We start from the raw sequence: 18,264 nt of genomic DNA, 5'->3' as shown, positions 1-18,264 counted from the left end.
GATTGTAGGCCATTGTGGCCTGGCGCGAGAAGCGCACGGCCGTTTTCCGCTGTTTGCCTGCATCTATATGATGCTGCGGTGGCGTGTTTCACGCATGAAATGATGATTATGTGGCACACTGCGCGCTCGCCTATCATCGTTGTCGCGGGAGCGCATAAGTATCAAATGAGCATCATCAAACAATTTCCTTACGAGTGGCAGGTCGGCGTGCGCTATACGCGCGCCGGCAAACGCAGCGGTCGTAACAGTTTTATTTCCTTTATTTCCATGATTTCCGTGGCCGGCATCGCGCTGGGCGTGGCGGCGCTGATCGTCGTGCTGTCCGTCATGAACGGCTTCCAGAAGGAAGTCACCGACCGCCTGATGTCGGTGCTGGCCCATGTCGAGGTGTTCGATACGCGTGGTTCCATGCCGAACTGGCGCGAGCAGGAAAAAGCCGCCTACGCCAATCCACAGGTCAAGGCCGTGGCGCCCTTTGTCGAAACCCAGGGCATGCTGCTCAACGACGACACCATGCGCCCGTCGGTGGTGCGCGGTGTGCTGCCGCAGCAGGAAGCGCAAGTGTCCAGCGTGGCGGGCCAGATGAAACAGGGCCAGTTCGCGTCCCTCACGCCCGACTCCTACAATATCGTGCTGGGCATTGATCTGGCCAAGGCGCTGGGCGTGACGGTGGGCCAGAACGTGACGCTGATGCTGGAACGCGAACCGCGCGCCGGCGACGCCATGAACACCATGGTGATGCCGCGCATGCGCGCGCTGAAGGTCTCCGGCATCTTTGAGGCCGGCCACAATGAGCTCGACGCCAGCCTGGCGTTTGTCAACATGCAGGACGCCGAACAACTGCTGATGCTCGATGGTCCCTCGGGCCTGCGTTTGCGCCTGCACGACATGAACCAGGCGCCGCAGGTGGCGCGCGAGCTCAAGGCCTCAATGCCGGGCGAACTGTGGATGCGCGACTGGTCGCGCGCCAGCGCCAGCTGGTATGCGCTGGTGCAAAGCCAGAAGAACATGATGTTCATTATCCTCAGCATGATCATCGCGGTGGCCGCCTTCAACCTGGTGTCGACCCTGGTGATGTCGGTCACCGACAAGCAGGCCGACATCGCCATTTTGCGCACCCTGGGCGCCTCGCCGTTTTCCATCATGAAGATCTTCATGATCCAGGGCGCGCTGGTGGGCCTGCTGGGCAGTGCCCTGGGCGTGGCCGGCGGCGTGCTGCTGGCGCTGAATGTGGGCGTGATCGTGCCGTTTATCGAAGGCATTTTTGGTTTGCACTTCATTTCAAAAGAGATCTACCAGATCAGCGCCGTGCCGTCCGACCTGCACTGGCTGGACGTGGCGCAGATCGGCCTGATCGCCTTTGGCCTGGCGCTGGTGGCGACCATTTACCCGAGCTGGCGCGCGGCGCGCGTGAAACCGGCCGAGGCCCTGCGCTACGAGTAAAAAGCAAGTACCGATCAAATCTGCTGGAATCACAAGTATGTTAAAGAATCTGCCCTTCGAATGGCTGGTCGGCCTGCGCTACACGCGGGCCGGCAAGCGCAGTGGCCGCAACAGTTTTATCTCGTTTATTTCGCTCATTTCCATGGCCGGCATTGGCCTCGGCGTGGCGGCGCTGATTATCGTGCTGTCCGTAATGAACGGCTTCCAGAAAGAAGTCACCGACCGCATGCTGTCGGTGCTGGCCCACGTCGAGGTGTTCGACAACAGCGGCAGCATGCTTGACTGGCGCGCCGAAAAGGCCGAGGCCTTCAAGAACCCGGCCGTCAGGGGCGCCGCTCCTTTTGTTGAAACCCAGGGCATGCTGCTGCGCGACGATGCGCTGCGCCCGGCCATCGTGCGCGGCGTGCTGCCTGAAGAGGAGCCGAATGTGTCCGACGTGGCCGGCCAGACGCGCATGGGCAGCTTCAAGGCGCTGCAGCCGGGCACCTACAATATCGTGCTGGGCATCGAACTGGCGCGCGCGCTGCGCGTGAACCTCGGCGAAAAAGTCACGCTGATGCTGGCCCAGGGCCAGGTCACGCCGGCCGGCGTGCTGCCGCGCATGCGCAGCTTTACCGTCAGCGGCATCTTCCAGGCAGGCCATAATGAATTCGATGCGGGCCTGGCCTTTATCAATATCGAGGACGCCCAGCGCCTGCTGCGCCTCGCAGGCCCGTCCGGCCTGCGCCTGCGCCTGGTCGACATGAACCGCGCGCCGCAAGTGGCGCAAGAACTGAAGAAAAGCATGCCGGGTGACCTGACCCTGCGCGACTGGTCCAAGCTCAACGCCAACTGGTTTGCCGCCGTGCAGACCGAAAAGCGCATGATGTTCATTATCCTGACCCTGATCATCGCGGTGGCCGCCTTCAATCTCGTTTCCACCCTGGTGATGACGGTGACCGACAAGCAGGCCGATATTGCGATTTTGCGCACCCTGGGCGCCTCGCCAGCTTCGATCATGAAGATCTTCATGATCCAGGGCGCGCTGGTAGGTATTTTGGGTACCATCCTGGGCATAGGCGGCGGGGTGCTGGTGGCGATGAATATCGATGTCATCGTTCCCTTCATCGAACACCTGCTGGGCGTGCAGTTCCTGTCCAAGGACATCTATTTCATCAGCACCGTGCCGTCCGACCTGCGCTGGCCCGACGTTACCAGGATCGGCGTGCTGGCCGTGATCCTCGCCTTCCTGGCGACCCTGTACCCAAGCTGGTGGGCCGCCCGCGTCAAGCCGGCCGAAGCCCTGCGCTACGAATAATTCCAAGACCATGACCATGACCGATCTGAATAAAAACGCCGTTCCATTCGCTGCCAGCGCCCCCGCCACCGCGCCAGCCGTTCTTTCCTGCCGCGGTCTGGGCAAGACTTTCACCCAGGGCAGCTACAAGGTGCAGGTACTGGCCGGCATCGATATCGACATCCATCGCGGCGAGCGCGTGGCCATCGTCGGCGCTTCCGGTTCCGGCAAATCGACCCTGCTGCATCTGCTGGGCGGCCTCGATACCCCCACCAGCGGCAAGGTCACCCTGCTGGGCAAGGACTTCGCGACGCTCAGCGAAAAGGCGCGCGGCGACTTGCGCAACGCCTCGCTCGGCTTTGTCTACCAGTTCCACCACCTGCTGCCGGAATTTTCCGCGCTCGACAACGTCGCCATGCCCCTGATGATACGGCGCATGAAGCGCGCGGCGGCCACCGGCCTGGCGCAGCAGATCCTCGCGCGCGTCAACCTGGCCAAGCGCGTCACCCACACGCCGGGCGAATTGTCGGGGGGCGAACGCCAGCGCGTGGCCCTGGCGCGCGCCCTCGTCACGCAGCCGGCCTGCGTGCTGGCGGACGAACCGACCGGCAACCTCGATCACGCGACGGCCGAACAGATTTTCGACCTGATGCTGGAACTGTCGCGCACCCTGGGCACGGCGTTTGTTATCGTCACCCACGATATCGAACTGGCCAGGCGCTGCGACCGCGTGCTGCGCCTGACCGACGAAGGGCTGCAGCCTTACCAATACTGAGCAATACTGAGCAATACGGAGGTCTCGACATGCTGTGGATCGATACGCATTGCCACCTGGACGCCCACCAATTCGGTGCTGAAGCGCTGCCGGTGGCGCAGCGCGCCAGCGACCAGGGCGTGGGCATGATCGTCATTCCCGCCGTCGAACGGGCGAACTTTGCCATCGTGCGCGAGCTGGCCCACGCCGCCCCCAACGGCTGCTATGGGCTGGGCATCCACCCGATCTACGTACCGCGCGCCACCGACGATGATCTGCTGGCGCTGCGCGAGGCCGTGGCGGCGGCGATGAAGGACCCGCGTTTTGTCGCCATCGGCGAGATCGGCCTGGACTTCTTTATTCCGATGCTGAGCGAACCTGCCATGCGTAGCAAGCAGGAGCATTTCCTGCGCGAGCAGCTGAAAATCGCCCGCGATTTTGATTTGCCGGTGCTGGCCCATGTGCGCCGCTCGCAGGATATCGTGTTGAAACATGCGCGCCAGATCCGCCCGAACGGCGGCATCGCCCATGCGTTCAACGGCAGCTTTCAACAGGCGCAAGGCTATATCGACCTCGGTTTCAAGCTCGGTTTCGGCGGCGCCATGACCTTTACCCGCGCCTTGCAGATACGCCGCATGGCCACCGACTTGCCGCTGGCCGCCATCGTGCTGGAAACCGATGCCCCCGATATTTCGCCGAGCTGGATACACCCCGGGCGCAACAGCCCGGAACAACTGCCGCGCATCGGTGCCGTGCTGGCCGAGCTGCGCGGCGTCGCACTTGCTGAAGTGGCGGCGCAGACCAGCGCCAACGCCCGCGCGGTAATGCCGCGCCTACCTTTGATGGAAAACCAGGATGAATAAAAAGCTCCTCGCCGCCGCGCTGGCCACCTTTCTTGCCGCACCCGCGATGGCGGCCGACCTGTGCGATGGCTTGCCGCGCCTGAACGTCACCACGCCGGCCGGCTTTTGCGTCGGCATGCTGGCCGACGGCCTGAAATTCCCGCGCGGCGTGCTGCCGCTGACCAATGGCGACGTGCTGGTCACCGACATGGCCGGCTGGACGGCGAACCAGGGAAAATTGTGGCTGCTCAAGCGCCAGGCCGGCGGCACCTTTGAACGCACGCTGCTGCAAGACAAACTCGATCGCCCGAACGGCATCGTGCAAGGCCCGGATGGCATGGTGTATGTGGGCGTGGTGGGGCGCATCTTCCGCTTCGACCTGCGCGACCCGGCCGCCATCACCGACGTGATCGGCGGCACGTCCAAAACGCCGCGCCTGCCGGGCCTGGGCCTGCATCTGTTGACCACCATGCGCTTCAGTCCCGCCGGCGACCTGTATGTCAACGTGGGGTCCAGCACCGACCACTGCGAAGACAAGGATGGCAAGGCGCCGGACGCGTCCAAACCGTGTGCGTCAAGCGAAGGCAAGGAAGCGCTGGGCGCCATCCGTGAATACAAGATGGCCTGGCCGGCCGGCACGGTGACCGGCTGGAGCACCCATGTGCACGGCTTGCGCAACTCGATGGCGCTGGCTTTTCATCCCGCCAGCGGCGCCTTGTGGCAGGCGGAAAACGCGCGCGACGCGATCCAGGCCGCCATGCCGCAACTGAAAAGCGACGAGGACCTGCCGCACGAGGAACTGAACCTGATCAAGGCCGGCCAGCACTACGGCTGGCCCTACTGTTACGACAACAACGTGGCCAGCCCCGAGTATCCGAAGACCGATTGCGCCGCAAAATACACCGCCCCACAGCGCCTGCTGCCCGGCCACGCCGCACCGCTGGGCATGACCTTTTATACGGCCAGCCGTTTTCCGGCCACCTATAAAAACAGCCTGATCATCGGCTACCATGGCTACCGTTCCCACGGCCACCGGCTGGTGGCCTTGCTGCCTGATGCGGCTGGCGCGCCGCTGGGCAAATCGGTCGAATTGATCGGCAACTGGGAACGCAAGGGCAAGCAGGGCAGGGGGGCGCCGGTCGATGTGAAACAGGGCCAGGACGGCGATATCTACCTGGCCGACGACCACAATGGGCTGGTGCTCAAGCTCCATTACGACGCGCCCGCCGCAAAATAGCGCCTACCGTGCGCTGAACGATATGGACGCACCGGCCGCGCTGATCTGATCCAGATCGAGCCCGGACGGCGAGCCGTCCCACCAGCGGCTGGCAGGCGCCGTACCGGGGCCGAAGCGCGTGTTGCCTTCACCGGGAAACAGGTCGCCCATATCGCCGCGGTTCGACGAGTCGCGTTCCAGGTCACACTTGCCGTCGGCCTGCATCAGCGAGCACTCATAGTGCTGCTGCGCCGACATTTGCTCGAACCGGTTGTCGCCCTTTTCATCGATATGCCAGATCGCCAGCCCCTGCGAGGGCAGTGCATGGTCACGGCTGCTGGCCTGGCGGTTTTCGATGATGAAGTATTCCGCCTTGTTGGCGCTGTTGCGGTGGATGTAGAACTGGTTGGCATTGGCCTCGGCCGTCGCATTGCCGGGCCGGATGCTGGCGGTGGAGCTTGCCCAGCCGGCGCGGTATTTCAGGTAGGCGTTGACCTGCGTGGGGTTTTTCTTGTCGACATTCGAGCCCGAGCACATCAGGCAGAAGTCGCCGATGCCGGACGATTCGGCGCCGTAGTCGTACAGGTCGGGAAAGTCGCATATCATGTGGCCATTTTCATGGCAGAAGGTGCCCAGCGCCAGTTCGCGGTCCATGTCGGTGATCTGGTAGTCAAAGCTGTGCATGCCGTCAGCCAGCTTGTACGGCGTCAGCAGGTGATACGCATGCGGCCACAGGCCCTTGGCCCAGTTGTTGACGCGTTTGCCCGCATAGAACACATTGCTTGCGTAAACATATTCCTGGTCGTCCGTCGTCAGGCTGGAAAAATCAAAGCCGTTGCGCTTGAAGTGGTCGAGCGCTTCCTTGATCAGTTCGCGCGCCCGGATTGGCTGCGCTACGCGCTCATTGGTGTAATAGCTGCGCGGCTGGCGCGCCGTGTACCAGGGCGTGACGAGGTTGGTGTAGCGCATGCGCCCGCCCGAAACGTCGAGAAAGTAATCGTGCACCGAACCGTGATTGCCAAACCCTTCATAGCCGGGCTGGTTGCAGAATTTCTCTACCTCTTCCTTGGAAATCGTGCCCCGCACGTCGGGGAAATCGATCAGCAGGCACAGTCCGACAAAGTCGCCCACGGTTTCTCGTTTGGGTGGCGCCGGCGTGAGTTCGGGTGCCTGCAGATGGGCGCGCAGATCGTTCTTGTACTGCTTGCGGCGCTGTTCCCAGCGCGAGGTGCCAGGCTTCAGCGCAGTGCCCTCGCGCACTTGGGCGCGGGCCGCATGCGACGCCATGCGCAGGCCGCGCTCCAGCTTCAGCGACTCGACTGCTACCTCGCGCGGCCGCGCGCCACTTGACAGCAACTGCTCGCCATCGTCGCTCAACTTCGCGTACATGTAAAAGCCGGTGGCGGGATTTTCCACCACCGTATAGCCGTTGAGCGCCTCGAACGTGGCGTGGTACTGGTTACCCCAGCCGCGGACCGTCAGGTTGCTGCCGTCCGGCTGGACAAACGTGAATTCTTCTGCGTTGAATGGCGTGCACATGCAACTCTCCCTGTAAGCCTTGCATCAGTTGACGACGAGCCTGTCGTGGTGACAGGCTTGTGCTTGCCCGCGCACGCAAGCAAATCGGTGGCGGGTCGCTGATAGACTGGCTGAGTGCATCAAGGTTCATTGCAGAGCACGATTTTTTTAACACGATGACAAGCTTTACAGCGTGCCCCGCAGTGTCAGCACCATATTGCGCGGGTCGCCATGGTAGTTGGCGTTCACAAAACTCGAATGTCGCTTGCAGGCTGGCTTTGTAACGTTGGCTGACCCAGGGGCGCGTGAAAACCCCCTTGTGTTTTGCTGCGGCCCTGATTCTACAGGCTCAAAGTCGATGCCGTCCATGCTTGACCTCGCTCAGTACAGGGGTATAAGCGCCCCCTACAATGTCCGGATGTCCCTTTGCCAGGCCTGCCATGCGCTCACTTTTCCTCCTTGCCGCCTTCTGTCTATCGGGTGCGCACGCCTGGCCCACGGCGCCGCGCCTCACCGGTGCGCAACTGCTGGCCCGGTCCGAGCAGGACCCGCGCTACGCCAAGGGCTACCTGGCCGGCGTGGCCGATGCTGCGCAAGGCCGGCTGTGGTGCGACACGGGCCGTGTCAAGTCTGTGGAGCTCGATGGCCTCGTGATCGCCGGATTGAAAGCACTGGCTGAAAAAGAACGCCAGGGCGACGCGGCGCACCTGGCCGTGGCCATCCTGGCCCGTCGTTTTCCCTGTACCCATCCACCACAAGCGGGAGGTTGAGATGAAACCTGCATTCATCAAGCTGCGTGAAAACTACTACAGCGTGGCCGCTGTCGACCAGGCAACGCTATTCGGCGAAATCGGCTGGGAAGACCTGATCGGCAAGGACAGCTTCATCAACACCTGCGCCATCCGCGTCAGCCTGGCCCTGATCAAATGCGGCGTCAAGCTCAAGGGCCGCATGGCGATCAACAAGGGCCCGTTCAAGGGCGCCCTGATTGAGCCCGGCCAGGTCAAGCTCGCGCATATGCTGGCCAGTCCGTCGATGCTGGGCGGGCCCGAAAAATTCGGCCGGGAAGCGGCGATCGCCGGCATCGGCAACCGCAAGGGCATCGTGGCCTTTTTTCGCATTCCCGGCTACCTGGGCGGGGCCGGCGGCCATATCGACATCCTGCTGCCGTCAAACGGCGTCAAGGTGTGCGGCTCGGAATGCTACTGGACCTGCGATGAAGTCTGGTTCTGGGAACTGCGTTAGTTACGGAATTTCTTGGTCCGGCCGCGCGAGGCCGCATTGTGCACACGCAGGATGGAATCGACCCGCTCCGACGCATCGCGCGACAAGTTCTGCGCCACTTCGATATCGGGAAACAATTCCGGCAGCCGGTAGCTGAGCCATGCGTAGGCCGAGTAGTAGCGGCAGGTGTCTTCCACCTGCTGCAAATTCTGCGTGCCGCCGCCATAGGCGTGCTGGCGCAAGGTCGACACCTTGCCCTGCGACAGATTTTTCGCCCAGTGCTCCCACGCCGTCTGCAGTGACGGCACCTTGCTCGAAATCGGCACCAGCGAGAGGGTGAACTTGTCGGCGACCGACAAGGGCAGGGTGTCGAGCCACAGCGCGCGCTCTTTCTGGTCTTCGGTAATACGCGGGAAGAAAAAACCGTCCGGCACGTCGATATTATGAATGAAGCGGCGCAGCAGTTTTGACAGCGACTGTTCGCCCGTCACCGAGGCAATGCGGTGCAAATGCTCGAGCGACGGCGCGACGGCAAAACCGCTGGTGTTCAAAGGGTGCAGTTTTTCCTTGAGCAGGGCGCGCATCACCTCATGCGTTTCATTGTCGTAGCCGGCCACCAGGCCCTCTTCATGCACGCCGTAGCGGCCGGCGCGCCCGGCGATCTGGCGCGCCAGCGCCGCTGAAATTTCTTCCTCTTCGCGGCCGTTGTATTTCACGCTGGTGGTCATGACGATGCGCGCGATCGGCATGTTCAGGCCCATCGCCAGCGCATCGGTGCCGACCACCACATCGGCCGTGCCATCGCGAAAACGCTGGGCCTGCGCGCGCCGCACTTCGGGCGACAGGTTGCCGTAGACGGTGGCCACCGACAGCCCCGTTTCGGTGATCATGTCGCGCCACATCAGCACTTCGCGGCGCGAAAACGCGATTACCGCGTCGCCACGGCGCAGGTTGCGCACCTTGCGCACGGCGGTCGGCTCCATCGACAGCGGCGCCATGCGCTTCAATACATGCACTTCCAACGGGCATTCGAGCCGGTCGGCCAGCGCCTCGATGGCGCGCCGCGCTTCCGGCGCGCCCACCAGATACACGGTATGGGCCGGCGCGCCGCACACGGCCGCCGTCCAGGCCGCGCCCCGGTCCGGGTCGGCCAGCATCTGGATCTCGTCGATTACGGCCACTTCCACCACGGTTTTCGTGTCCAGCATCTCCACCGTGCTGGCCACATGCGTGGCGTCAGCGACCGTGCGCCGCTCTTCGCCCGTGATCAGGTTGACGGCCAGGGGTTTGCCGTGCGGGCGCGCTTCCTGCAGGCGCTCGTAATTTTCCAGCGCCAGCAGGCGCAGGGGCGCCAGATAAATGCCGCTTTTGGCTTTGACCAGCGCTTCCATCGCGCGGTGGGTCTTGCCCGAATTGGTGGGGCCGAGCAGCGCGACAAAGCGGCGCGGCAGCCGGCGCGCCATCTCGAACGAGGCCGGATACTCGGCCAGGTTGATGCTCTGGCGGGTGCGCGCCGCATGCTGCTCTTCCTGCTGGCGTTCGATCGCATGGTTGAAGCGCTGGCGGATGCGGTCGAACACCATGCCGGCCGGCTCCGACGTCTGCATGTCGGCCAAGGTATGCAGGAACAGCATCGGATCGGCGTCGACGTCCTCGCTCTGGCCGGCGATATCGGCGACGAAATCGCTCACATGCTGGCGCAGTTCGTCAAACGCGGCTGAGCTCGCCCGTTCGCGCACCAGCGCCAGTTTGGCCTCGCGCTCCAGCTTGCGCCACTTGGCCGGCCGCGCCAGCACGCCTTGCGCGGGCACCAGTGCATACGGCACGCGCAAGCCGCCGGCCCGCACCTCGCCCGAAAAGCGCAGGAACACGCGGCCTTCCATCTTCACCAGCCGCACGTGCTGCGCCAGTTCGCCCAGTTCGGCCACCAGGGTGGCGTCGTGATTGTCCTCGGCGAGGTCGGTCGGTGTGCTGAGCGGTGGTACGGAGGAAGTCATGGAAGGCCTGGGTGTTGGGGATGCTGCACGGATTATACCGTGCCGGATGGGGCTGATTTGGCGCAAACCGGCGTCCGGCTGGCGGGGCTACAGTAAGCGACTTGCCATCCAGCTGCCGCAAACCGATGATGCGCCTCGTCCTCCTTGCCTTTGCCTTTGGTGCCGCATGGCTGCAGAGGCAGGCGAGCCTGCCGCACAGGCCAGGACTGGTGCTGGCATTGCTGGCGGCCGCCTGCGTGCTTGCGCTGTTGTTGCTGCGGCAACGTCATCAGGTGCTGAAGGCATGCGCTGCGATGGCATGCGGCATGGCGCTGGGCTTTTACTGGGCCGCCTGGCTGGCGCAACTGGCCCTGGCGCCGCAGTTGGCGCCGGACGACGAGGGCCGCGACATCACCGTGGTGGGCACCGTCGCCAGCCTGCCGTATCAGTTCCAGCAGGGCGTGCGTTTCAATTTTGCCGTGGAAAGCGCTGCCGGCGCCGTGGTGCCGCCGCTGATCGCGCTGACCTGGTACGCCGGTTTTCGCGATGAAATCAGCTATGCAGTGGGCGACGTGCAGCCGGGCGAGCGCTGGCAGCTGACGGTGCGCCTGCAGCGCCCGCACGGCAACGCGAACCCGCATGGTTTTGACTACGAAGTGTGGCTGCTGGAGCAGGGCGTGCGTGCCACCGGCTATGTACGGCCGGCGCCGCGCCCCGCTACGCCGAACGTGCGCCTGGACAGCTTTGTGCCGGGTTTTTCCAATCTGGTGCAGGCCAGCCGCGCGGCGCTGCGCGCGCGCATTGTGCGCAGCCTGCAGGGGAAAAAGTATGCGGGCGTGATCGTCGCGCTGGTGGTGGGCGACCAGCGCGCGATACCCCAGTCGGACTGGCAGGTGTTCAACCGCACCGGAGTGAGCCACCTGATTTCGATATCGGGGCTGCATATCACGATGATCGCAGGCATGTTCGCGCTGGCAGCCGGCGCCTTGTGGCGGCGCTCCTTTTTTACCGACCGGCAACTGCCCTTGCTGCTGCCCGCGCAAAAAGTGGCGGCGCTGGCCGGCGCCGTGGCCGCCTTGCTGTATGTGCTCCTGGCCGGCTTCGGCGTGCCGGCCCAGCGCACCCTGTATATGCTGGTCGTGGTGGCGCTGGCACTGTGGCTGGGCCGCATTACCAGCATTACCTGCGTGCTGTGCCTGGCGCTGGGCGTGGTGGTGCTGATCGACCCGTGGGCCGTGCTGTGGCCAGGCTTCTGGCTGTCGTTCGGCGCCGTCGCCACGATTCTGTACGCCACCGTCGGCCGCATGGCCAGCCATGCGGAGTTTGACGCCAGCCGCTGGCAGAAAGCCAGGGCGGCCATGGCGCTGGGCGCGCATACGCAATATGTGGTGACGGTGGGGCTGGTGCCGTTGACCATGCTGCTGTTCGCCCAGGTGTCGCTGGTGTCGCCGGTGGCCAATGCGCTGGCGATCCCGATTATCAGCCTGCTGGTCACGCCCTTGTCCCTGCTGGGCAGCGTGCTGCCCGCGCCTTTGTCCGAATGGGTGTTGCTGCTGGCGCATTTTCTGGTGCAGCTGCTGGCGCAAGTGCTCGACTGGCTCGGTGCGCGCCGCTTCGCCGTCTGGACCGCGCCCGTACCGCCGGCCTGGAGCTTTTGCTGGGCCCTGTTCGGCACCCTTTGGCTGCTGGCGCCACGGGGATGGCCGCAGCGCTGGGCCGGCATGCTGGGTTCGATACCGCTCTTGACGGCCTTGCCATCGAGCCCGCCGCCGGGCCAGCTCTGGGTCACGGCGTTTGACGTGGGGCAGGGCATGGCGCTGCTGGTGGAAACGCACCGGCACCGCCTGCTGTATGACACCGGCCCGGCCTACGGCCTCGATTCCGATGGCGCCAGCAGGGTGATCGTCCCCTATTTGCGCGCGAGGGGCATCGGCAAGCTCGATGGCCTGATCATCTCGCACAGCGACATTGACCACGCGGGCGGCGCCGTGTCCTTGCTGGAAAACGTGCCGGTCGGCTGGCTCTCGTCGTCCTTGCCTGTTGGGCACCCGGCGGTCGACTTCCAGCGCCAATTGTCCCGGCCTTATATGCGCTGCGTGGCGGGACAAAGCTGGACCTGGGACGGCGTGCATTTTGACATGCTGCATCCGCTGGCCCACGCCCACCACGATATTGCATTGAAACCCAATGCCCGCAGCTGCACCGTGAAAATCACCGCTGGCAAGCATGCGATATTGCTGGCCGGCGATATCGAAGCGGCGCAGGAAGGGCAGCTATTCATGCGCGCGCGCGAGTCCTTGGCCGCCGATGTGCTGCTGGCGCCGCACCATGGCAGCGGCACCTCGTCGACACAGGCGTTTCTGAACGCCGTCCATCCCTCGCTGGCGATTTTCCAGGTGGGCTATCGGAACCGCTACCGGCATCCGAAGGCGCAGGTGTATCAGCGCTATGGGGACATGGGAATTACACGCTTGCGCACGGATGTGGAGGGGGCTGTGGTGATGGAATTGGGTGCGCAACTGCAGGTCAGATCGTATCGCGCCAGCGCTGTGCGCTATTGGTTCGGGAAATAGTTGTATTTTGGAAAGTTTTATTGGCAAAATTTATACATTAAAAATATAATGTATCCAATTTGTATTTTTTCTGCTTAAACGTATTGCGTTTAAGCAATGTAAGTAGCATTATTTGTCAATGTGTACAGCAAGTCGCACTCTGGCTAGTGATACGGAAAATATGAATTACAGTATGGACGGCCCCTTTTTTGATGAAAAGGCCTGGCTGCTTCCATCATGGGGCCGGATAGTATCCCGTGAATGTCGTCGTACTCTGGAGGTCTATCGGTGAAGTTTGATCAGCGCTCCATGCAATTGTATTATCCCGCCGCGCTCGGTCTCGCCGGGGCGGTTTTTCTGGCGTTGTCGAGTAGGGATTGGCTTGCCCTGCTGGCCGCTGCCGTCTTGGCTTGCTGCGGTTTGCTGGCCAGTTGGCATGCGATCGCCCGCCAGCCGCGCACCCAGGAGGCAATCTCTTCTTATCTATCGAGCCGCCAGGAGTTCGGGGAAAAGATCGTCGCCGTATGGGGCAGCCATATCGAAGCCTCGCGCGACCAAATGGAAACGGCGGTGTGCTCGCTGGCGGAACGCTTTTCGGGCATCGTCGACAAACTCGACCAGGCCGTCGGCGCTTCCACCCATGCTACTGCGTCGGTCGACCATGGCGATACCGGCCTGGTCGCGGTATTTGCCAGGAGCGAGAAAAAACTCGCTTCCGTACTGGCTTTGCTGGAATCGACAGCCTCGAGCAATGCCATGATGCTCGAAAAAATCCAGGGTCTGGAGCAATACATTCAAAAACTGCATGGCATGACGGCTGATGTCGGCAGCATTGCGGCGCAAACCAATTTGCTGGCCCTGAACGCCGCCATCGAAGCGGCCCGGGCAGGCGAGGCCGGACGTGGTTTCGCCGTGGTGGCGGGCGAGGTCCGCATGTTGTCGAACCGCTCGGCCGAAGCCGGTCGGCACATTGCCCAGCAAGTGAGCCTGATCAACGACGCCATCAGCGCCACCAGCCTGGCGTCCAAAACGTCGATGCGCGAGGAAGCGCGGTCGATGGAAACGTCGGAGGCGGTGATCCACACCGTGCTGGCCGATTTCCGCAGCGTCACCGATGCCTTGGTGCACTCCTCGAACTTGCTCAAGGATGAAAGTATGGGTATCAAGTCGGAAGTCTCCGAAGCCTTGGTACAACTGCAATTTCAGGACCGGGTCAGTCAGATCATGACCCACGTCCTGCAAAACATCAAACGCTTGCCCGACTTCCTGCAGCAACACGTGGAAGACTGCGCGCGCGACGATAACTTGCCGGTACTTGATGCCGCGCCCTTGCTGGCCGAACTCGAAAGTACTTATGCCATGGCGGAAGAGCGCGCCGTGCACAGCGGCGCCAGGGCCGCGCCCAGGCAAGAAGATGAAATCACGTTTTTCTAAGGAGTCAGCATGGCCAAAACAATTATGATTGTTGATGATTCAATTTCTATCCGTCAAGTAGTCGGTATCGCACTGAAGGGCGCCGGCTACGACGTCATCGAGGGGCGCGATGGCCAGGATGCCCTGTCCAAGCTGAAGGGTCAAAAAATCCATCTGGTGATCAGCGACGTCAATATGCCGAATATGGATGGCATCAGCTTCGTCAAGGCATTGAAACAATTGCCAAACTATAAGTTCACGCCGGTCATCATGTTGACCACCGAATCGCAGGAAGAGAAAAAACGCGAGGGCCAGGCGGCCGGTGCCAAGGCCTGGGTGGTCAAACCGTTCAGGCCCGAGGTCTTGCTTGGCGCGGTACAAAAGCTGGTGTTGCCCTGATATTGGCCGTTTTCTTTCCGCAAGCCTCATGCGTGCGGCAATCCCGCCTCATCCTCATACTTCCCCCCCCGTAACAGATCGGTCGCTTCGATGCGACCATGGAGATCCAGATGAGCACCGCACAAACAAGTCCGCCGGACACGTCCGTGCTGCGTATCGAGGGCGACATGACGATTTACCGTGCCGCCGAACTCAAGCAGGCCCTGCTGGCCGCCCTCGATGGCGGTTTGCCGCTGGTGCTCGATTTGTCTGCAGTGAGCGAACTCGACACATCGGGCGTGCAATTGCTGATGCTGGCCAAACGCCATGCCCAGCAGAGCCAGCAAGGCCTGATGCTGCTTGGCCACAGCCCGGCCGTGCTCGAGGTCTTTGAACTGTTCAACCTGGGCGCCTATTTCGGTGATCCGCTGGTGTTCGGCGCTGGCGCCGCCACCGGCCGCGCCTGATCTCCTCCGACCTGACCGATGATAAGAGAACGCCATGAATCTTGACGAAATACTGCAGGTTTTCATAGTCGAGAGCCGCGAACTGCTCGAAGAGATGGAAAACGCCTTGCTGGCGGTGGCCCAGGCCGATGACAAGAGCGAGCTGGTGAATGCAATTTTCCGTGCCGCCCACACCATCAAGGGCTCGGCCGGCATGTTTGGCCTGGAACCCATCGTCGACTTCACCCACGTCGCTGAAAGCGTGCTCGACCAGGTGCGCGACGGCCATCTCGAACTCGATGAAACGCTGACCGTGCTGTTGTTGTCGTGCTGTGACCATCTCGGCGCCCTGGTCGACACGGTCGAAGCCGGGCACACCGAACCGGGCCAGGAATTGCTGGCCGCTGGCTTGCCGCTGAGCGCGCAATTGCACGCCCGCCTGGATCAGCCCGCCGGCCGGCACGCGCAGGCGCTGGCCGTGGCGCCCGAGCGCGACGAACCGGTGCACCGCATCGATGGCGGTCCCGGCGACCACGACCACTGGCATATTTCCCTTCGTTTCGGCCCCGACGTCATGAAAAATGGCATGGACCCGCTTTCGTTCATCCGTTACCTGGGCCAGCTCGGCACGATCACCGGCATCGTCACCTTGCCGGACGCCATGCCGGCGCTCGAGTCCATGGACCCGGAAAACTGCTATCTCGGCTTCGAGATCGCGTTCAAGAGCGACGCCGACAAGGCCACCATCGACAATGTGTTCGAGTTCGTGCGCGATGATTGCCGGATCCGCATCCTGGCGCCGGACAGCCGCATTTCCGAATACCTGAGCCTGATCGAGGAATTGCCTGAAGAGAGCAGCCGGCTGGGCGAGATGCTGGTGCGCTGCGGCAGCATCACGGCGCAGGAACTGGCCGCGGCGCTGGACGTGCAAGAGCGCTGCCATCCGGATGGCGGCTTGATCGGCGATATCCTGGTCGACCAGCGCACGGTGCAGCCGGTGGTGGTCGAGGCCGCGCTGGCGAAACAGAAGCAGGTCAGCGAATCGAAGAGCCAGGAAAACCGTTCGATCCGCGTCGATGCCGACAAGCTCGACCATTTAATCAACCTGGTCGGCGAATTGATCATCGCCGGCGCCAGCGCCAACCTGATCGCGCGGCGCACCCAGATCGTCGAATTGCTCGAATGCACCTCGACCTTGTCCGGTCTGGTCGAGGAAGTGCGCGACAGCGCCTTGCAATTGCGCATGGTAAAAATCGGCGCGACCTTCAACCGCTTCCAGCGCGTGGTGCACGATGTCTCGCGTGAAATCGGCAAGGATATCCGGCTGGCCGTGAGCGGCGAAGACACGGAGCTCGATAAAACCGTGGTCGAGAAAATCGCCGATCCGCTCACCCACCTGGTGCGCAACGCCATCGACCACGGCATCGAAGCGGCCGAGTTGCGCGCCGCGCGCGGCAAGCCGGCCCAGGGCTGCGTCACCCTGAACGCCTTCCACGACTCGGGCTCCATCGTGATCGAAGTCAGCGACGACGGCGGCGGGCTGAAACGCGAACGCATCCTGGCCAAGGCGCTCGAGCGCGGCCTGGTCGAACCGGGCCGCGTGCTGTCCGACAAGGAAATTTATGGCTTGATCTTCGAGCCGGGCTTTTCCACCGCCGAGCAAGTGACCAATCTGTCCGGCCGCGGGGTTGGGATGGACGTGGTCAAACGCAACATCCTGGCCTTGCGCGGCAGCGTAGACATCAACAGCGAAGAGGGCGTCGGCACCACCGTCAGCGTGCGCCTGCCGCTGACGCTGGCGATCATCAATGGTTTCCAGGTCGGCCTGGGCAAGTCGGTGTTCGTGATCCCGATGGACATGGTGGAAGAGTGCGTCGAATTCAATGCCGAAGCCGGCCGCGACTATATCGACTTGCGCGGCCAGGTCTTGCCGTTTGTCCGCCTGCGCGATTTGTTCGCCATCGAGGGCGCGGCGGCGCGCCGGCAGAGCATCGTGGTGGTGCGTTACGCGGGCAAGAAGGCGGGACTGGTGGTTGATCACTTGCTGGGCGAATTCCAGACCGTAATCAAGCCCTTGGGCAAAATTTTTAATGGCGTCAAGTGCATCAGCGGTTCCAGCATCCTCGGCAGCGGGGAAGTGGCGCTGATTCTTGACATCGCCGCCTTGTTCAATGGCATCGAAGACGATGGCGTATTGCAGTTGGCTGCGTAAGCGGTTTTTAAATAAAGTAAATCAACCAGGGAATTACATCGTGTTTAAACATCTCAACATCGCCACCCGCCTGGCCATCGGGTTCGGCGTCGTCGTCTTGCTGCTGCTGTTCATGTCGGTGACCAGCGTGCAACGACTCGCTTCGGTCAACGACGGCACCCGCATGATTTACGAAGACCGCTATCCGAAGATCGTGCTGGCCAACGAGATCATCAAGAACACGCTCGACAATGGCCGCGAGGCGCGCAATGTGCTGTTGGCGGTGTCGGAAGACGAGGCCGATAACTCGCGCAAGGCGCTCAACGTCAACCGCGCTGAAATCGTGGAGGGCATGGCCAAGCTGCGCAAGCTGCTCAACTCCGAAAAAGGAGGGCAATTGTGGAAAGAGGCGGCCGACAAGCGCGATGCGCTGGACACCCGCTATGACAAATTGTTCGCGCTCGCGCGCGACGACAAGAAGGCTGCGCTCGAGTACCTGAAAACCGAACTGGCGCCGACCAACACGGCGTTTTGGAAAGCACTGGAAGAGCTCGAAAAATTCCAGGGCGGGCTGATGGCCGACTCGGCCCAGCACGCCTACGACACCTATGACAGCACGCGTTCCCTGATCATCACCCTGTCGGCCATCGCGGTGGCGCTGGCGCTGGCCATCGGCGCCTGGATCACACTGAGCATCACGCGTCCCTTGAAGCAGGCGGTGGCGGTGGCGAACCGGCTCGAGGCCGGCGACCTGACGGTCAAGATCGACTCCAGCGCCAGGGACGAGACCGGCCAGTTGCTGCAGGCGATGCGCAATATGATCGCCACCCTGACCCAGGTGGTGGGCGAAGTGAACGGCGGCGCGCAGGCGCTGGCCGGAGCCTCGGAAGAAGTCAGCGCGACGGCGCAATCGCTGTCGCAGGCGTCGAGCGAACAGGCTGCCGGGGTGGAAGAAACCAGCGCCTCGATCGAACAGATGACGGCGTCGATTTCGCAAAACACGGAGAACGCCAAGGTCACCGACGGCATGGCGAC

The 18,264-nt window shown here is 62.7% G+C and carries 15 protein-coding genes; 13 read left to right on the top strand and 2 right to left on the bottom strand.

The genetic code is table 11. From position 1 onward, the window contains the following. The first annotated feature begins 165 nt into the window (after nucleotides 1-165). From CD932_RS18410 to CD932_RS18390, 5 genes are read left to right on the top strand one after another with little or no spacing between them, the layout of a single operon-like run. Entirely contained in the window at nucleotides 166-1,443 is a 1,278-nt protein-coding gene (locus tag CD932_RS18410; RefSeq protein ID WP_094444481.1) for a lipoprotein-releasing ABC transporter permease subunit, read from the top strand. 37 nt (nucleotides 1,444-1,480) lie between these two features. Next, nucleotides 1,481-2,740, top strand: coding sequence for a lipoprotein-releasing ABC transporter permease subunit (locus tag CD932_RS18405; protein WP_094444212.1), 1,260 nt, complete (start codon nucleotides 1,481-1,483; stop codon nucleotides 2,738-2,740). A gap of 16 nt (nucleotides 2,741-2,756) precedes the next feature. Beyond that, nucleotides 2,757-3,494 (top strand): lipoprotein-releasing ABC transporter ATP-binding protein LolD, encoded by a 738-nt coding sequence (lolD, locus tag CD932_RS18400; RefSeq protein WP_176461044.1) that lies wholly within the window; start codon nucleotides 2,757-2,759, stop codon nucleotides 3,492-3,494. Nucleotides 3,495-3,526: 32 nt separating this feature from the next. Further along, entirely contained in the window at nucleotides 3,527-4,336 is an 810-nt protein-coding gene (locus tag CD932_RS18395) for a TatD family hydrolase (protein WP_094444479.1), read from the top strand. Continuing rightward, complete coding sequence (locus CD932_RS18390) at nucleotides 4,329-5,552, top strand: sorbosone dehydrogenase family protein (protein WP_094444211.1); 1,224 nt, start codon at nucleotides 4,329-4,331, stop codon at nucleotides 5,550-5,552. The genes CD932_RS18395 and CD932_RS18390 overlap by 8 nt, the downstream gene beginning before the upstream one ends. Before the next feature lie 3 nt (nucleotides 5,553-5,555). Here the strand turns inward: CD932_RS18390 and CD932_RS18385 are convergent, their stop codons facing one another. Then, nucleotides 5,556-7,070 (bottom strand): M6 family metalloprotease domain-containing protein, encoded by a 1,515-nt coding sequence (locus tag CD932_RS18385; protein ID WP_094444210.1) that lies wholly within the window; start codon nucleotides 7,068-7,070, stop codon nucleotides 5,556-5,558. A gap of 419 nt (nucleotides 7,071-7,489) precedes the next feature. Between CD932_RS18385 and CD932_RS18380 the strand changes: the two genes are divergently transcribed. Then, nucleotides 7,490-7,819: a Rap1a/Tai family immunity protein gene (locus CD932_RS18380; protein WP_094444209.1), complete on the top strand. Its 330-nt coding sequence runs from the start codon at nucleotides 7,490-7,492 to the stop codon at nucleotides 7,817-7,819. Between the two features lies 1 nt (nucleotide 7,820). Continuing rightward, the gene (locus CD932_RS18375) at nucleotides 7,821-8,294 is read left to right on the top strand and encodes a T6SS effector amidase Tae4 family protein (RefSeq protein WP_094444208.1); all 474 of its coding nucleotides are present in this window, start codon (nucleotides 7,821-7,823) and stop codon (nucleotides 8,292-8,294) included. Here the strand turns inward: CD932_RS18375 and CD932_RS18370 are convergent. Further along, the gene (locus tag CD932_RS18370; protein ID WP_094444207.1) at nucleotides 8,291-10,270 is read right to left on the bottom strand and encodes a helicase-related protein; all 1,980 of its coding nucleotides are present in this window, start codon (nucleotides 10,268-10,270) and stop codon (nucleotides 8,291-8,293) included. The two genes, CD932_RS18375 and CD932_RS18370, sit on opposite strands and share 4 nt — an antisense overlap. Before the next feature lie 128 nt (nucleotides 10,271-10,398). On the opposite strand from CD932_RS18370, the gene CD932_RS18365 reads away from it, so the two are divergent. The 6 genes from CD932_RS18365 to CD932_RS29425 all read left to right on the top strand — a co-directional run. Further along, entirely contained in the window at nucleotides 10,399-12,822 is a 2,424-nt protein-coding gene (locus CD932_RS18365) for a DNA internalization-related competence protein ComEC/Rec2 (RefSeq protein ID WP_094444478.1), read from the top strand. Nucleotides 12,823-13,110: 288 nt separating this feature from the next. After that, nucleotides 13,111-14,235 (top strand): methyl-accepting chemotaxis protein, encoded by a 1,125-nt coding sequence (locus CD932_RS29670; protein ID WP_094444206.1) that lies wholly within the window; start codon nucleotides 13,111-13,113, stop codon nucleotides 14,233-14,235. A gap of 9 nt (nucleotides 14,236-14,244) precedes the next feature. After that, nucleotides 14,245-14,613 (top strand): response regulator, encoded by a 369-nt coding sequence (locus tag CD932_RS18355; RefSeq protein WP_094444205.1) that lies wholly within the window; start codon nucleotides 14,245-14,247, stop codon nucleotides 14,611-14,613. A gap of 110 nt (nucleotides 14,614-14,723) precedes the next feature. Further along, entirely contained in the window at nucleotides 14,724-15,059 is a 336-nt protein-coding gene (locus CD932_RS18350) for a lipid asymmetry maintenance protein MlaB (RefSeq protein ID WP_094444477.1), read from the top strand. A gap of 34 nt (nucleotides 15,060-15,093) precedes the next feature. Beyond that, nucleotides 15,094-17,250, top strand: coding sequence for a chemotaxis protein CheA (locus CD932_RS18345; RefSeq protein ID WP_094444204.1), 2,157 nt, complete (start codon nucleotides 15,094-15,096; stop codon nucleotides 17,248-17,250). A gap of 40 nt (nucleotides 17,251-17,290) precedes the next feature. After that, nucleotides 17,291-18,264: methyl-accepting chemotaxis protein (locus tag CD932_RS29425; protein ID WP_254926659.1), on the top strand; the 974-nt coding region annotated here is incomplete at its 3' end.

It is taken from the genome of Janthinobacterium sp. PC23-8, assembly GCF_002250505.1.
Classification (GTDB): Bacteria; Pseudomonadota; Gammaproteobacteria; order Burkholderiales; family Burkholderiaceae_D; genus Janthinobacterium.
The sequence above is the reverse complement of the archived record's forward strand: the minus strand, read 5'-3'. Positions and strand labels throughout refer to the sequence as shown.

What these genes read in the sequence shown, in the direction of transcription:
- CD932_RS18410 (WP_094444481.1), top strand. Translation starts at nt 166, where the DNA reads ATGAGCATCATCAAACAATTTCCTTACGAGTGGCAGGTCGGCGTGCGC.
- CD932_RS18405 (WP_094444212.1), top strand. Translation starts at nt 1,481, where the DNA reads ATGTTAAAGAATCTGCCCTTCGAATGGCTGGTCGGCCTGCGCTACACG.
- lolD (WP_176461044.1), top strand. Translation starts at nt 2,757, where the DNA reads ATGACCGATCTGAATAAAAACGCCGTTCCATTCGCTGCCAGCGCCCCC.
- CD932_RS18390 (WP_094444211.1), top strand. Translation starts at nt 4,329, where the DNA reads ATGAATAAAAAGCTCCTCGCCGCCGCGCTGGCCACCTTTCTTGCCGCA.
- CD932_RS18385 (WP_094444210.1), bottom strand. Translation starts at nt 7,070, where the DNA reads ATGTGCACGCCATTCAACGCAGAAGAATTCACGTTTGTCCAGCCGGAC.
- CD932_RS18380 (WP_094444209.1), top strand. Translation starts at nt 7,490, where the DNA reads ATGCGCTCACTTTTCCTCCTTGCCGCCTTCTGTCTATCGGGTGCGCAC.
- CD932_RS18375 (WP_094444208.1), top strand. Translation starts at nt 7,821, where the DNA reads ATGAAACCTGCATTCATCAAGCTGCGTGAAAACTACTACAGCGTGGCC.
- CD932_RS18370 (WP_094444207.1), bottom strand. Translation starts at nt 10,270, where the DNA reads ATGACTTCCTCCGTACCACCGCTCAGCACACCGACCGACCTCGCCGAG.
- CD932_RS18365 (WP_094444478.1), top strand. Translation starts at nt 10,399, where the DNA reads ATGCGCCTCGTCCTCCTTGCCTTTGCCTTTGGTGCCGCATGGCTGCAG.
- CD932_RS29670 (WP_094444206.1), top strand. Translation starts at nt 13,111, where the DNA reads ATGCAATTGTATTATCCCGCCGCGCTCGGTCTCGCCGGGGCGGTTTTT.
- CD932_RS18355 (WP_094444205.1), top strand. Translation starts at nt 14,245, where the DNA reads ATGGCCAAAACAATTATGATTGTTGATGATTCAATTTCTATCCGTCAA.
- CD932_RS18350 (WP_094444477.1), top strand. Translation starts at nt 14,724, where the DNA reads ATGAGCACCGCACAAACAAGTCCGCCGGACACGTCCGTGCTGCGTATC.
- CD932_RS18345 (WP_094444204.1), top strand. Translation starts at nt 15,094, where the DNA reads ATGAATCTTGACGAAATACTGCAGGTTTTCATAGTCGAGAGCCGCGAA.